At 43.8% G+C, this 14,755-nt stretch carries 11 protein-coding genes; all 11 read left to right on the top strand.

What is annotated here, in order from left to right; translation table 11 throughout:
- Positions 1–40 precede the first annotated feature (40 nt).
- The 11 genes from QZ379_RS09390 to QZ379_RS09340 all read left to right on the top strand — a co-directional run bounded on the left by QZ379_RS09390 (position 41) and on the right by QZ379_RS09340 (position 14,608).
- A complete protein-coding gene (locus QZ379_RS09390; protein ID WP_291563633.1) occupies positions 41–1,786 on the top strand; it encodes a sodium:solute symporter in 1,746 nt (581 codons plus the stop codon).
- 66 nt (positions 1,787–1,852) lie between these two features.
- Entirely contained in the window at positions 1,853–2,530 is a 678-nt protein-coding gene (locus QZ379_RS09385; protein WP_291563630.1) for an NUDIX domain-containing protein, read from the top strand.
- 20 nt (positions 2,531–2,550) lie between these two features.
- Complete coding sequence (locus QZ379_RS09380) at positions 2,551–3,240, top strand: L-ribulose-5-phosphate 4-epimerase (RefSeq protein WP_291563628.1); 690 nt, start codon at positions 2,551–2,553, stop codon at positions 3,238–3,240.
- A gap of 65 nt (positions 3,241–3,305) precedes the next feature.
- Positions 3,306–4,832 (top strand): L-arabinose isomerase, encoded by a 1,527-nt coding sequence (araA, locus tag QZ379_RS09375; protein ID WP_291563625.1) that lies wholly within the window; start codon positions 3,306–3,308, stop codon positions 4,830–4,832.
- 114 nt (positions 4,833–4,946) lie between these two features.
- On the top strand, positions 4,947–6,545 hold the full coding sequence (locus QZ379_RS09370; protein ID WP_291563623.1) for an FGGY-family carbohydrate kinase: 1,599 nt from the start codon (positions 4,947–4,949) through the stop codon (positions 6,543–6,545).
- A 180-nt stretch (positions 6,546–6,725) separates the two neighbouring features.
- A complete protein-coding gene (locus tag QZ379_RS09365; protein WP_291563621.1) occupies positions 6,726–8,741 on the top strand; it encodes a transketolase in 2,016 nt (671 codons plus the stop codon).
- Positions 8,741–9,175: a ribose 5-phosphate isomerase B gene (gene rpiB / locus QZ379_RS09360; RefSeq protein WP_291563619.1), complete on the top strand. Its 435-nt coding sequence runs from the start codon at positions 8,741–8,743 to the stop codon at positions 9,173–9,175. The genes QZ379_RS09365 and rpiB overlap by 1 nt, the downstream gene beginning before the upstream one ends.
- Before the next feature lie 215 nt (positions 9,176–9,390).
- The gene (dnaB, locus tag QZ379_RS09355; protein ID WP_235339322.1) at positions 9,391–10,953 is read left to right on the top strand and encodes a replicative DNA helicase; all 1,563 of its coding nucleotides are present in this window, start codon (positions 9,391–9,393) and stop codon (positions 10,951–10,953) included.
- Positions 10,954–11,044: 91 nt separating this feature from the next.
- Positions 11,045–13,507: a phenylalanine--tRNA ligase subunit beta gene (gene pheT / locus QZ379_RS09350; protein WP_291563615.1), complete on the top strand. Its 2,463-nt coding sequence runs from the start codon at positions 11,045–11,047 to the stop codon at positions 13,505–13,507.
- 39 nt (positions 13,508–13,546) lie between these two features.
- On the top strand, positions 13,547–14,278 hold the full coding sequence (locus QZ379_RS09345) for a YebC/PmpR family DNA-binding transcriptional regulator (RefSeq protein WP_291563613.1): 732 nt from the start codon (positions 13,547–13,549) through the stop codon (positions 14,276–14,278).
- Between the two features lie 90 nt (positions 14,279–14,368).
- On the top strand, positions 14,369–14,608 hold the full coding sequence (locus QZ379_RS09340; RefSeq protein ID WP_291563611.1) for a TIGR03905 family TSCPD domain-containing protein: 240 nt from the start codon (positions 14,369–14,371) through the stop codon (positions 14,606–14,608).
- The last annotated feature ends 147 nt before the right edge of the window (positions 14,609–14,755 follow it).

Genomic DNA, 14,755 nt, shown 5'->3' with positions numbered 1-14,755 from the left:
GAAATAACAAATAGTATAATATCATAAAAAACACATCATTATGAATTGGAGTTCAAAAGAATTTATTTGGTTGGACTGGGCTGTCCTGGTCATAGGAATATTAGGAGTGGCATGGGCCGTATGGCGTGCCGTGCGTAAGGACAAACTGGCCATGCAGGGAGCAGACAGTCAGGACTATCTGTTCGGAAAAGGAGAACCTTGGTATGTTATAGGTGCTGCGATATTTGCAGCCAACATCGGTTCGGAACACTTGGTAGGTCTTGCAGGTACAGGAGCTAAAGACGGTGTAGGTATGGCACACTGGGAAATGCAGGGATGGATGATTCTTATCCTCGGATGGCTGTTCGTACCATTCTATCAGTTGCTTAACAACAAGATGGGCAAGATTATCACTATGCCAGACTTCCTGAAATACCGTTACACTCAAAGAACAGGTTCATGGTTGAGTATCATTACATTGATTGCATATATCCTTACTAAAGTCAGCGTTACAGCTTTTACAGGAGGTATCTTCTTCGAATATCTGCTCGGACTTCCTTTCTGGTGGGGAGCTTTGGGACTGATTGCCATCACTGCCGTATTTACAGTACTGGGAGGTATGAAGGGTGTTATGACAATGTCTGCCATCCAGACACCTATCCTTATCATCGGTTCGTTCCTTGTTCTCTTCCTCGGATTATCAGCACTTGGACACGGAAGCATTATCGACGGATGGGGTAACATGATGGACTATGCACGTTCGGCTCATGACGGTTACGGTATCAACCACATGTTCCACTGGGACGAAGGCGACCCTATGTATCCTAAATTCCCCGGATTTGCAGTATTCATCGGAGCATCTATCATCGGTTTCTGGTACTGGTGTACCGACCAGCACATCGTTCAGCGTGTTCTTGGACAGCAGAAAGGCGAATCTGACGACGTGGTAATGAAACGCGCACGCCGCGGTACTATCGCTGCAGGTTACTTCAAACTGCTTCCTGTATTCATGTTCCTTATCCCAGGTATGGTAGCTGTAGCATTGGCACAGGACCCTAACAGCGGTATCGTAATGGATCTTACTAACCAGCACGACACAGACGGTGCGTTTGCCATGATGGTGAAGAACATTCTTCCTGCAGGTGTGAAAGGTCTGGTAACTATCGGTTTCATCTGTGCTTTGGTCACTTCACTTGCCGCATTCTTCAACAGCTGTGCGACACTGTTTACAGAAGACTTCTACAAGCCTATGCGTCAGGGCAAGAGCGAAGCACACTATGTATTCGTAGGCCGTGTGGCTACAGTGGTAGTAGTTATCCTCGGTCTGCTCTGGCTGCCTATTATGATGAACATGGACAATCTCTACAGCTATCTGCAGGACATCCAGTCACTGTTGGCTCCGGCCATGGTAGCAGTGTTCACATTGGGTATCTTCTCTAAGAAAATCACTCCAAAGGCAGGTGAATGGGGACTTATCAGCGGTTTCATAATCGGTATGGTAAGACTTGTTACAAACGTAATAACAAAGAGCGGTACAGCAACTATGGAAGGAGCATTCTGGGATGCTACAGCATGGTTCTGGCAGACTAACTGGTTGATTTTCGAGATATGGTTACTTGTATTCCTTATGGTTATGATGGCTGTAGTATCTTGCTTCACTCCGAAACCTACTGCACAGCAGATTGAGGCAATTACATTCACAGGAAGCTATAAGGAACTTATCAGAAAGAGCTGGAACAAATGGGACGTAATAGCAACACTCGGCGTTGTAGTTCTCTGCGGATTATTCTACGCATATTTCTGGTAAAAACTATAAATATTGTTCTACATTTGCAACCGAATAAATGTAGAACAATATAAAATCTGTATTTACATGACAGCTTATTACAAACATAATCCAAAATTCTATGTCGGCATTGACTGTATCATATTCGGTTTCGACAAGGGCGAACTGAACCTCCTCCTTCTAAAGAGAAATTTTGAGCCGGCTAAAGGGAAATGGTCTCTTATGGGAGGATTTATACAGGAAAACGAAAGTGCAGACGATGCGGCCAAACGCGTTCTAAGCGAACTGACCGGACTGGAAGATGTCTATATGGAACAGATAGGCGCATTCGGCGCTGTGGACAGAGATCCGGGAGAGCGGGTTATTTCATTGGCCTATTACGCACTGATAAACATCAATGAATACGACCGCGAACCGGTTCAGCAGCATAACGCTCACTGGGTGAACATAAACGAAGTGCCTGAACTGATTTTCGACCATTCGGAAATGGTAATGAAAGCCAGACAGATGATGAAGGAGAAAGCATCGCACAAGCCTATCGGATTCAATCTGCTTCCGGAACTGTTCACGCTGACACAACTGCAAAATCTCTACGAAGCCATATACGGCGAAACGATGGACAAGAGAAACTTCCGTAAGCGCATAGCTGACATGGACTTTATAGAGAAAACCGACAAAATAGACAAAACCGGGTCTAAAAGAGGTGCAAGCCTGTATAAATTCAATGATAAGGCTTACGAAAAAGACCCTAAATTCAAGATTTAAACAATAAAAGACTCAGATATATGTTAGAAGCATTAAAAGAAAAAGTATTCCATGCCAACCTCGATTTGGTGAAACATGGACTCGTAATCTTCACTTGGGGTAATGTTTCGGCTATTGACCGCGAAACAGGACTTGTAGTGATAAAGCCAAGCGGAGTATCATATGATGAGATGAAAGCAGACGATATGGTGGTAGTAGACCTCGATGGCAACGTAGTGGAAGGTTCTCTCCGTCCGTCAAGCGACACCCCTACCCATCTGGTACTTTACAAGGCATTCCCTGAAATAGGCGGTGTGGTTCACACTCACTCAACTTATGCCACTGCATGGGCTCAGGCAGGACTTGACATTCCTAATATAGGTACAACTCATGCCGACTATTTCCACGAAGCAATCCCTTGTACAGCCGACATGACTGAGGAGGAAGTGAAAGGCGAATACGAAAAGGAAACCGGAAACGTGATAGTGAAACGTTTTGAAGACATGAATCCTGTACACACTCCGGGAGTATTGGTGAAAAACCATGGTCCTTTCTCATGGGGTAAGGATGCCAACGATGCTGTTCACAATGCAGTAGTTATGGAACAGGTAGCAAAAATGGCAAGCATCGCTTATGCTGCAAATCCTAACCTTACGATGAATCCTCTGCTGGTGGAAAAACACTTCAACCGCAAGCATGGTCCTAACGCTTATTACGGACAGAAAAAGTAAAAACATCTGAATTTAATAAATACTGAAATAAACAAATTATTACCTTATTAATAAAATCAAGAATTATGAACGCATTCAATCAGTATGAAGTATGGTTCGTAACCGGAGCTCAGCTCCTTTACGGAGGCGACGCAGTAATAGCAGTCGACGCACACAGTAATGAAATGGTAGCAGGTCTTAACGAAAGTGGAAAACTTCCTGTTAAGGTTGTATATAAAGGCACTGCAAACTCTTCAAAAGAAGTGGAAGCAGTATTAAAGGCAGCAAACAATGATGATAAATGTATCGGTGTAATCACATGGATGCACACATTCTCTCCTGCCAAGATGTGGATTCACGGACTTCAGCAGTTGAAGAAACCTTTGCTGCACCTGCACACTCAGTTCAACAAGGAAATTCCTTGGGACACTATGGACATGGACTTCATGAACTTGAACCAGAGCGCACACGGCGACCGCGAATTCGGTCATATCTGCACTCGTATGCGTGTACGCCGCAAAGTGGTTGTAGGCTACTGGAAAGACGAAGAAACTCTCGGCAAGATTGCTGTATGGATGAGAGTATGTGCTGCATGGGCTGACTCACAGGATATGCTCATCTTGCGTTTCGGCGACCAGATGAACAATGTAGCCGTAACAGACGGTGACAAGGTTGAAGCTGAACAGCGCATGGGTTACCACGTAGACTACTGCCCTGTAAGCGAGCTGATGGAATATCACAAGAATATCAAGGACGAAGAAGTTGAAGCTTTGGTTAAAACTTACTTCAGCGAATATGACCACGATGCAGAACTTGAAGACAAATCAACTGAAGCTTATCAGAAAGTATGGAACGCTGCTAAGGCTGAACTTGCTCTACGCGCTATCCTGAAAGATAAAGGTGCCAAAGGTTTCACTACAAACTTCGACGACCTTGGACAGACAGACGGCAGCCACTTCGACCAGATTCCCGGACTTGCTTCACAGCGTCTGATGGCAGAAGGTTACGGCTTCGGTGCAGAAGGTGACTGGAAATCGGCAGCCCTCTACCGCACTGTATGGGTAATGAACCAGGGACTTGCAAACGGTTGCTCATTCCTTGAAGACTACACTTTGAACTTCGACGGAAAGAACAGCTCTATCCTTCAGGCACACATGTTGGAAGTTTGTCCGTTAATCGCAGCCAAGAAACCTCGTCTGGAAGTTCACTTCCTCGGTATCGGTATCCGTAAGAGCCAGACTGCTCGTCTTGTATTTACTTCAAAAGTTGGTACAGGATGTACAGCTACAGTTGTTGACCTCGGAAACCGCTTCCGCCTCATCGTAAACGATGTAGAATGTATCGAACCAAAACCATTGCCTAAACTTCCTGTAGCTTCTGCACTCTGGAAGCCAATGCCTGACTTTGAAGTCGGTGCAGGTGCATGGATTCTTGCAGGTGGTACTCACCACTCTTGCTTCTCATACGACCTGACAGCAGAATACTGGGAAGACTATGCAGAAATCGCAGGTATCGAAATGGTTCACATCAACAAAGATACTACTATCAGTGAGTTCAAGAAAGAGCTTCGCATGAATGAAGTTTACTACATGCTGAACAAAGCTCTTTGCTAATCAGATAGATTATATTGCCTTATTTAAAAGTGCTCGGCGAGCAATCGTTTGCAGCACTTTTATTGTTTTAAAACTTAAGAACTCATAAACTTAAAACTCATAAACTTAAAATCTATGAATCTTAATGCTAAATCAACAATAGAAAGCGGAAAAGCCATATTGGGTATCGAATTCGGCTCTACAAGAATCAAGGCTGTACTTATCGACGAAGAAAACAAGCCTATCGCACAGGGAAGCCATACTTGGGAGAACCAACTTGAAAACGGTTTGTGGACATACAGTATCAACGCTATCTGGAACGGAGTACAGGACTGTTATGCAGACCTCCGCGCCAACGTAAACAAGGAATACGGAATTGAAATTGAAAACCTTGCTGCAATCGGCGTAAGTGCAATGATGCACGGCTATATGGCTTTCAATGATAAAGAAGAAATCCTCGTACCTTTCCGTACATGGAGAAACACCAACACAGGCAAGGCTGCAGCCGAACTGTCTGAACTGTTCGTGTATAACATTCCTTTGAGATGGAGCATCTCTCATCTTTACCAGGCAATCCTTAACAAGGAAGAACACGTGAAGGATATTACATTCCTCACAACACTGGCCGGATATGTACACTGGCAGATTACAGGCGAAAAGGTTCTTGGTATAGGCGATGCATCGGGTATGCTTCCTATCAACCCTGAAACCAAGAACTACTCGGCAGAGATGATTGAGAAATTCAACAACCTGGTAAAACCTTACGGCTTCGACTGGACTATAGAAGATATTCTCCCTAAGGTTCTTTTAGCCGGCGAAAATGCAGGCTGTCTGACAGAAAAAGGGGCAAAGAAACTCGACGTATCGGGACATCTGAAAGCCGGTATTCCTGTATGTCCTCCTGAAGGTGATGCGGGAACAGGTATGGTGGCTACTAACGCTGTAAAACAGCGCACAGGTAACGTATCGGCAGGTACTTCTTCATTTTCAATGATTGTATTGGAGAAAGACCTTTCAAAACCATACGAAATGATTGATATGGTCACTACTCCTGACGGCAGCCTCGTGGCAATGGTACACTGCAACAACTGTACTTCCGACCTCAACGCATGGGTAAACATCTTCAAGGAATATCAGGAACTGATGGGTATGCCTGTAGATATGGATGAAATCTTCGGAAGACTCTACAACAATGCTCTCACAGGCGATGCAGACTGCGGAGGACTCATCTCATACAACTACTTCTCAGGCGAACCTGTAACAGGTCTTGAAGAAGGACGTCCTCTGTTCGTACGCAATGCAAGCGACAAATTCAACCTTGCAAACTTCATGCGTGCACATCTGTATGCTTCTGTAGGTGTACTGAAAATAGGTAACGACATCCTGTTCAACGAAGAGAAAATCAAGGTAGACAGAATTACCGGACACGGAGGCTTGTTCAGAACAAAAGGTGTAGGACAGAGAGTTCTCACTGCTGCCATCAACTCTCCTATCTCGGTTATGGAAACAGCCGGCGAAGGCGGTGCATGGGGAATCGCACTTCTCGGTTCATATTTGGTAAACAAAAACGGCAACCAGTCACTCGCAGACTTCCTGGATGAAAAGGTATTTGCCGGAAATACAGGTACAGAAGTATCTCCAACAGCAGAAGATGTGGCCGGATTCAACAAATACATAGAAAACTACAAGGCTTGCATCCCTGTAGAAGAGGCTGCTGTGAAATACAAAAAGTAAAGAGTATTTTTGACAATAAGTAAGCATGAAACAGCCTGAATATCTGATATTTCTATCAAATTAATGATAAAAAAAGCTCTTATTCAGGTTGTGATTTACATATAAATGTTATATTTTTGCTCAAAAATTCAGAAAACATAGAAAAACTGATAGAAAACATTCAATAAACAATTTACTAATATGAACAGCAAACAAGTAATGAACCATGCTGCCGACAATATCCGTATCCTGGCAGCTTCAATGGTAGAAAAAGCTAAGTCAGGACACCCAGGTGGTGCTATGGGTGGTGCAGACTTTATCAATGTTCTGTATTCAGAATATCTGCAGTACGACCCTAAAAATCCTAAATGGGAAGGAAGAGACCGTTTCTTCCTCGATCCGGGACACATGTCTCCTATGCTGTATTCTCAATTGGCTTTGGCCGGAAAATTCACTATCGACGAACTGAAACAGCTTCGTCAGTGGGGCTCTCCTACTCCGGGGCACCCAGAAGTAGACGTAGAACGCGGTATTGAAAACACTTCCGGACCTCTTGGACAGGGACATACTTTTGCTGTGGGTGCTGCTATTGCTGCAAAATTCCTTGCTGCACGTACAGGCAACCCGACTTTCGCTAAAGAAACTATCTACGCTTATATCTCAGACGGTGGTATTCAGGAAGAAATCTCTCAGGGTAGCGGACGTATAGCAGGTCACCTCGGACTTGATAACCTCATCATGTTCTACGACTCAAACGACATCCAGCTTTCTACTGAAACTAAAGATGTAATGACAGAAGACACTGCCATGAAATACCGCGCATGGGGATGGTACGTTATTGAAATCAACGGTAACGACTGTGACGAAATCCGCAAGGCTCTTGACGCAGCAAAAGCTGAAACAAAACGCCCTACTCTTATCATCGGTAAGTGTATCATGGGTAAGGGTGCACGTAAAGATGACAACTCTTCTTACGAACACAATTGCAAGACTCACGGTGCTCCTCTTGGTGGCGATGCTTACAAGAATACAATGATTAACTTGGGTGCTGACCCTGAAAATCCATTCGTTATCTTCGACGACGTAAAAGAACTTTATGCAAAACGTGCACAGGAACTTGAAACTATCGTTGCTGCAAGATACGAAGAAGAAAAGGCATGGGCTGCTGCAAACCCTGAAAAAGCTGCTCAGCTGAAAGAATGGTTCAGCGGTGCTGCTCCTAAAGTAGACTGGGCCGGAATCCAGCAGAAAGCTAACGATGCTACTCGTAATGCATCTGCAACTGTTCTCGGTGCTCTTGCAGAACAGGTTCCTAACATGATTTGTTCTTCTGCCGACCTTTCCAACTCTGACAAGACTGACGGTTTCTTGAAGAAAACCCACGCATTCCAGTCAGGCGACTTCAGCGGAGCATTCTTCCAGGCCGGTGTTGCCGAACTTACTATGGCTTGCTGCTGTATAGGTATGGCTCTTCACGGTGGTGTAATCGCTGCTTGCGGTACATTCTTCGTATTCTCAGACTATATGAAACCTGCAGTGCGTATGGCTGCTTTGATGCAGTTGCCTGTTAAGTTCATCTGGACTCACGACGCATTCCGCGTAGGTGAAGACGGCCCTACTCACGAACCTGTAGAACAGGAAGCACAGATCCGTTTGATGGAAAAACTGAAAAACCACCACGGAAAGAACTCTATGCTTGTTCTTCGTCCTGCTGATGCTAAGGAAACTACAGAGGCTTGGAAACTTGCAATGGAAAATATCGACACTCCATCTGCATTGATTCTTTCTCGTCAGAATATCACAGACCTTCCTGAAGGTACTAAATATGCTGAAGCTGCTAAAGGTGGTTACATCGTAACTGATGCTGAAGGTACTCCTGACGTTATCATGGTTGCTTCAGGTTCTGAAGTTTCTACACTTGTTGCCGGAGCTGAACTGTTGAACAAAGACGGTATCAAGACACGTATCGTTTCTGTTCCTTCTGAAGGTCTGTTCCGCAGCCAGAGCAAGGAATATCAGGAAAGCGTTATCCCGACAGGTACTAAAGTATTCGGACTTACAGCAGGTCTTCCTGTAAACCTCGAAGGACTTGTAGGTCTTAACGGAAAGGTTTGGGGTCTTGAATCATTCGGTTTCTCTGCACCTTACAAGGTATTGGATGAAAAATTGGGATTCACAGCAGAAAATGTATATAACCAAGTAAAAGCAATGTTATAATGAAAACAGTAGGACTCGCATCCGACCATGCAGGATTTGAACTGAAACAGTATGTTAAGCAGTGGCTGGAAGCAAAAGGATTAGAATACAAAGATTTTGGAACTTACTCTACTGACAGTTGCGATTATCCTGACTTCGCACACCCGCTGGCAGAAGCTGTTGAGGCTGGCGAATGTTATCCGGGAATAGCAATATGCGGTAGTGGCGAAGGAATTGGCATCACGCTGAACAAGCATCAGGGAATACGTGCGGCACTTTGCTGGATTCCTGAAATTGCCAAACTGTCACGCCAGCACAATAACGCAAACGTTCTTGTTATGCCGGGAAGATTTATCGACACTGAAATGGCAGACAAGATAATGACAGAATTCTTCAACACTGAATTTGAAGGCGGACGTCATCAGAAGAGAATAGACAAGATTCCTGTAAAATAATCCTTGTCTTATAGAATATTAAGAGCAGGAAGGAAGCCGTATGGTTTTCTTCCTGCTCTTTTTTGCACATTTCGTTTTGAAAAATCACATTTCGTTTTGGAGAAATCAAACATATAATATATCGGCATATTTCATTTTTTGCAATTAGTTATTATAGTTTATCCTACATTATAAATAGGAAAATCTTATCTTTGCAAAAAATTATACCATAGATAATGGCTACTACACAGAAAAGACCCGCACGAACAACAAAGGTAAGCAAAGAAAAGCTTACGGATGAATATGGACACCTTCAGCCTCAAGCTCCTGAACTGGAGAAGGCTGTGCTTGGTGCACTGATGATTGAAAAGGATGCATACTCACTTGTGAGTGAGATTCTTAAACCGGAATCCTTCTACGAGCACAGACATCAGCTGATTTATGCAGCAATAACAGACTTGGCAATACAGCAGAAACCTATCGACTTACTTACAGTAACAGAACATCTGCGATTCATGGGTAATCTGGATGAAGTGGGAGGTCCGTTCTATATCACACAGTTGAGCGGTATGATGGCATCGTCTGCTCATATCGAATACCACGCACGAATCATCGCACAGAAGTACCTTGCCAGAGAGCTTATCACTTTCACAAGCAACATTCAGAAAAAGGCTTTCGACGAGACTGAAGACGTGGACGATATAATGCAGGAAGCCGAAGGACGTCTGTTTGAAATCTCACAGCAGAACATGAAGAAGGACTATACGCAGATCAACCCTGTGATACAGGAAGCGTATGAAATGCTTCGTACCGCAGCCGCACGTACCGACGGTTTGAGCGGTCTGGCAAGCGGTTTCCACAAGCTCGACAAGATGACTTCGGGATGGCAGAACTCCGACCTAATCATCATTGCAGCACGTCCTGCTATGGGTAAAACTGCGTTCGTGCTTTCGATGGCCAAGAACATAGCCGTAAACAACAAGGTACCGGTAGCATTATTCTCTCTTGAAATGAGCAACGTCCAGTTGGTCAACCGTTTGATTGTAAACGTGTGTGAGATACCGGGCGAGAAGATCAAGAGCGGACAGCTTGCTCCTTACGAATGGGGACAGCTTGACTATAAGATTAAGGAACTGTATGATGCCCCTCTTTATGTGGACGATACTCCTTCGTTGTCAGTATTCGAACTAAGAACAAAGGCACGCCGACTTGTGAGAGAACATGATGTGAAAATAATCATCATCGACTACCTGCAGCTGATGAATGCCAGCGGTATGTCGTTCGGCAGCCGTCAGGAAGAAGTCAGCACCATATCACGTTCGCTCAAAGGTCTTGCCAAGGAATTGAACATACCTATCATTGCCCTTAGTCAGTTGAACCGTGGTGTGGAAAACCGAGAAGGTGTAGATGGCAAGCGTCCGCAGTTGAGCGACCTCCGTGAATCGGGAGCCATAGAGCAGGATGCCGATATGGTTTGCTTCATCCACCGTCCTGAATACTACAAGATATATACCGACGAAAAGGGTAATGACCTTCACGGTATGGCGGAAATCATTATTGCCAAGCACCGTAACGGTGCCGTGGGCGACGTGCTTCTGCGATTCCGCGGAGAGTTTGCACGATTCCAGAACCCGGAAGACGAAATGATTGTACCGTTGCCTACCGAAGAAAACGCCACACCGGTCATACGTTCGAAGATGAACAAGGGAAACGGCTCCATACCTCCCCCACCGGCAGATATGGCTCCCGTGCAGGATGGAAATCCGTTTGGCGGACCATTGCCTGATGTACCGTTCTGATTTCGTAAAAAAACTTTTACGCAGTCTTGTAAACCAAATATTTATATTAACTTTGCACATCATTCATAAAAATACATAAAACTATCTATATATGAATATTTCTTATAACTGGCTGAAAGAATATGTCAATTTCGATTTGACTCCAGATGAAGTAGCAGCCGCACTTACCTCAATCGGTCTCGAAACCGGAGGCGTAGAGGAAGTTCAGACTATAAAAGGAGGCCTCGAAGGACTTGTAGTAGGTGAAGTCCTGACTTGCGAGCCTCATCCAAATTCAGACCACATGCACGTGACTACCGTAAACCTGGGACAGGGTGAGCCTGTACAGATTGTTTGTGGTGCAGCAAACGTAGCAGCAGGTCAGAAAGTAATCGTAGCAACTCTTGGAACAAAACTTTACGATGGCGACGAATGTTTCACTATCAAAAAATCAAAACTCCGCGGCGTAGAATCAAACGGTATGATTTGTGCAGAAGATGAAATCGGTGTGGGAACAAGCCACGACGGTATCATCGTTCTTCCTGCAGACACTGTTCCTGGAACTCCTGCAAAAGAATACTACAACATCAAGAGCGAATATGTACTTGAAGTGGATATCACTCCTAACCGTTCGGATGCATGCTCACACTATGGTGTAGCTCGCGACCTTTACGCTTGGTTAATCCAGAACGGTCATAAGGCTGAATTGAAACGTCCTTCTGTAGACGCATTCAAGGTAGACAGCAACAATCTGAATATCGACATCGAAGTGGAAAACACTGAAGCATGTCCAAGATATGCCGGAGTTGCTATCAAGAACGTAACCGTAAAGGAAAGTCCTGAATGGCTTCAGAACAAACTTCGCCTTATAGGTGTCCGCCCTATCAACAATATCGTCGATATTACAAACTATATACTTCACGCTTACGGACAGCCAATGCACTGTTTCGATGCAAACAAGATTAAAGGTGGCAAAATTGTAGTAAGAACTTGTGCTGAAGGTACTAAGTTCGTTACACTTGATGAAGTGGAACGTACACTTTCTGAACGCGACCTCATGATTTGCAACGCTGAAGAACCTATGTGTATTGCCGGAGTATTCGGTGGTCTTGATTCAGGTACTACTGAAACTACAACTGACGTATTCCTCGAAAGCGCATACTTCAACCCGACTTGGGTTCGTAAGACTGCACGCCGTCACGGACTGAGCACAGATTCTTCATTCCGTTTCGAACGCGGTATCGACCCTAACATCACTATCTATGCACTGAAAGAAGCTGCAATGTTAGTGAAAGAACTTGCCGGCGGTGAAATAGCTTCTGAAATCAAGGACAACTACCATGCTCCTATCGCTGATTTCGCTATAGAACTTTCATACGATTATGTAAATACACTTATCGGAAAGGTTATCCCGGCAGAAACAATCAAGAGCATAGTAAGCAGTCTTGAAATGAAGATTGTAAACGAAACTGCTGAAGGTCTTTCTCTTCTTGTTCCTCCTTACCGTGTTGACGTACAGCGCCCATGCGACGTAGTGGAAGATATCCTCCGTATCTATGGATATAACAATGTAGAAATCCCTACCAGTCTGAAGTCAAGCATCAACGTCAAAGGTGCTGAAGACAAGTCTGTAAAACTTCAGAACATTGTTTCTGAACAGCTTGTAGGATGCGGATTCAATGAAATCATGAACAACTCGCTTACTGCAGCAGCTTATTACGAAGGACTTGAAACTTACAAGCCGGAAAATCTGGTTCGCCTGATGAACCCGTTGAGCAACGACTTGAACGTAATGCGTGCAACCCTGTTGTTCGGTGGTTTGGAAAGTATCCAGCACAATGCTAACCGCAAAAATGCAGATTTGAAATTCTTCGAATTCGGTAAATGCTACCACTTCAACGAAGAAAAGAAGAACCCTGAAAAGATTCTTGCTGCATATTCTGAAGAACTTCACCTCGGTATGTGGGTTACAGGTAAGCGCGTAAGCAACTCATGGGCACACGCAGACGAAAACTCATCTGTTTACGAACTCAAGGCATACGTTCTCAATATCTTCCGCCGTCTTGGTGTAAACTTCGTTGGTCTTGTATTCGGAAATCTTACAGACGATATCTACTCTGTAGCGATATCAGTACATACTCGTGGAGGAAAACTGTTGGCTACATTCGGAGTAGTAAACAAGAAGATTCAGAAAGCATTCGATATCGACAATGAAGTTTATTTTGCTGATATCTGTTGGAACGAACTGATGAAGTCAATCAAGGGTAACAGAGTAACATATAAGGAGATTTCTAAATTCCCTGCAGTTAAACGTGACCTTGCATTGCTTATCGACAAGAAAGTACAGTTCGCTGAAATCGAAAAGATAGCTTACGAAACAGACAAGAAACTCTTGAAATCTGTTGAACTGTTCGACGTTTACGAAGGTAAGAACCTCGAAGCAGGCAAGAAGAGCTATGCAGTAAGCTTCATGCTTCAGGACGAGAATGCCACTCTGAACGACAAGCAAATTGACAAGTTCATGCAGAAACTCATCACTAACCTGCAGAACAAGCTTGATGCTAAATTGAGATAATAATACAATAATAAAAATAACATATAAAATTATAAACCAATGGGAAGAGCGTTTGAATATAGAAAAGCTGCCAAATTGAAAAGATGGGGTCACATGGCAAAGACCTTTACACGTCTGGGTAAACAAATTGCAATTGCAGTAAAAGCAGGTGGTCCGGAACCGGAAAACAACCCTACACTTCGTTCTATCATCGCTGTCTGCAAGCGTGAAAACATGCCGAAGGACAATATCGAGCGTGCTATCAAGAATGCACAGGGTAAAGACCAGAGCGACTACAAGAGCATGACATACGAAGGATACGGACCTTTTGGAGTTGCAGTATTCGTTGATACTCTTACAGACAACACAACACGTACTGTAGCTGACGTTCGTTCAGTATTCAACAAGTTCTCAGGTAACCTTGGAACAACAGGTTCGCTTGCATTCTTGTTCGACCACAAGTGTGTATTCACATTCAAGAAGAAAGATGGTCTTGACATGGAAGAACTTATCCTCGACCTTATCGACTACAACATAGAAGATGAATACGACGAAGATCCGGAAGAAGGAACAATCACTATCTACGGTGATCCTAAGAGCTACTCTCTTATCCAGAAACATCTGGAAGAATCTGGTTTCGAAGATGTCGGTGGTGAGTTCACATACGTGCCAAACGATTTGAAAGATGTTACTCCGGAACAGCGCGAAACTATCGACAAGATGGTAGAACGTCTTGAAGAGTTCGACGATGTGCAGAATGTTTACACTAACATGAAGCCAGAAGAAGAGTAATCATTCTTAATGATACTATTAGAAACAGATTTCGCATAAAGTTTTCTTCGTGTGAAATCTGTTTTTTTATAATCCAATAAAACAATAACGATGAAAATAAACTACAGAACACAAGGAACATGCAGTTCATTTATCGAAGTTGAAGTAGAGAACAATAAGATTAAGGAAGTAAGCTTCACTGGCGGATGTAATGGAAATCTTAAAGGTATCTGCTCGCTATTAAAAGGAATGGAAGTAAACGAAGTTATCTCGCGCCTTGAAGGTATCCGTTGCGGAAACAAGAACACTTCATGTCCTGACCAGCTTTGCAAGGCTTTGAAAAGCATGTAATCTAAATACTCTAACTATAGACTATTCAGCAATTGCTCTTATATCTAACAATAAGTGTCATTGCTTTTTTTTGTTAATTTGTGCATTAATAGCATAAACACTTACGACTATCGCAAAAATCAAAGTTATACAACTGACAGACCGGCA

It is taken from the genome of Bacteroides sp., assembly GCF_019417265.1.
Lineage (GTDB): Bacteria > Bacteroidota > Bacteroidia > Bacteroidales > Bacteroidaceae > Phocaeicola.
Note: the sequence above shows the minus strand (reverse complement) of the source record. Positions and strands in the feature narration are given on the sequence as shown.

What these genes read in the sequence shown, in the direction of transcription:
- pheT (WP_291563615.1), top strand. Translation starts at nt 11,045, where the DNA reads ATGAATATTTCTTATAACTGGCTGAAAGAATATGTCAATTTCGATTTG.
- QZ379_RS09340 (WP_291563611.1), top strand. Translation starts at nt 14,369, where the DNA reads ATGAAAATAAACTACAGAACACAAGGAACATGCAGTTCATTTATCGAA.
- QZ379_RS09370 (WP_291563623.1), top strand. Translation starts at nt 4,947, where the DNA reads ATGAATCTTAATGCTAAATCAACAATAGAAAGCGGAAAAGCCATATTG.
- QZ379_RS09380 (WP_291563628.1), top strand. Translation starts at nt 2,551, where the DNA reads ATGTTAGAAGCATTAAAAGAAAAAGTATTCCATGCCAACCTCGATTTG.
- dnaB (WP_235339322.1), top strand. Translation starts at nt 9,391, where the DNA reads ATGGCTACTACACAGAAAAGACCCGCACGAACAACAAAGGTAAGCAAA.
- QZ379_RS09385 (WP_291563630.1), top strand. Translation starts at nt 1,853, where the DNA reads ATGACAGCTTATTACAAACATAATCCAAAATTCTATGTCGGCATTGAC.
- araA (WP_291563625.1), top strand. Translation starts at nt 3,306, where the DNA reads ATGAACGCATTCAATCAGTATGAAGTATGGTTCGTAACCGGAGCTCAG.
- rpiB (WP_291563619.1), top strand. Translation starts at nt 8,741, where the DNA reads ATGAAAACAGTAGGACTCGCATCCGACCATGCAGGATTTGAACTGAAA.
- QZ379_RS09365 (WP_291563621.1), top strand. Translation starts at nt 6,726, where the DNA reads ATGAACAGCAAACAAGTAATGAACCATGCTGCCGACAATATCCGTATC.
- QZ379_RS09345 (WP_291563613.1), top strand. Translation starts at nt 13,547, where the DNA reads ATGGGAAGAGCGTTTGAATATAGAAAAGCTGCCAAATTGAAAAGATGG.
- QZ379_RS09390 (WP_291563633.1), top strand. Translation starts at nt 41, where the DNA reads ATGAATTGGAGTTCAAAAGAATTTATTTGGTTGGACTGGGCTGTCCTG.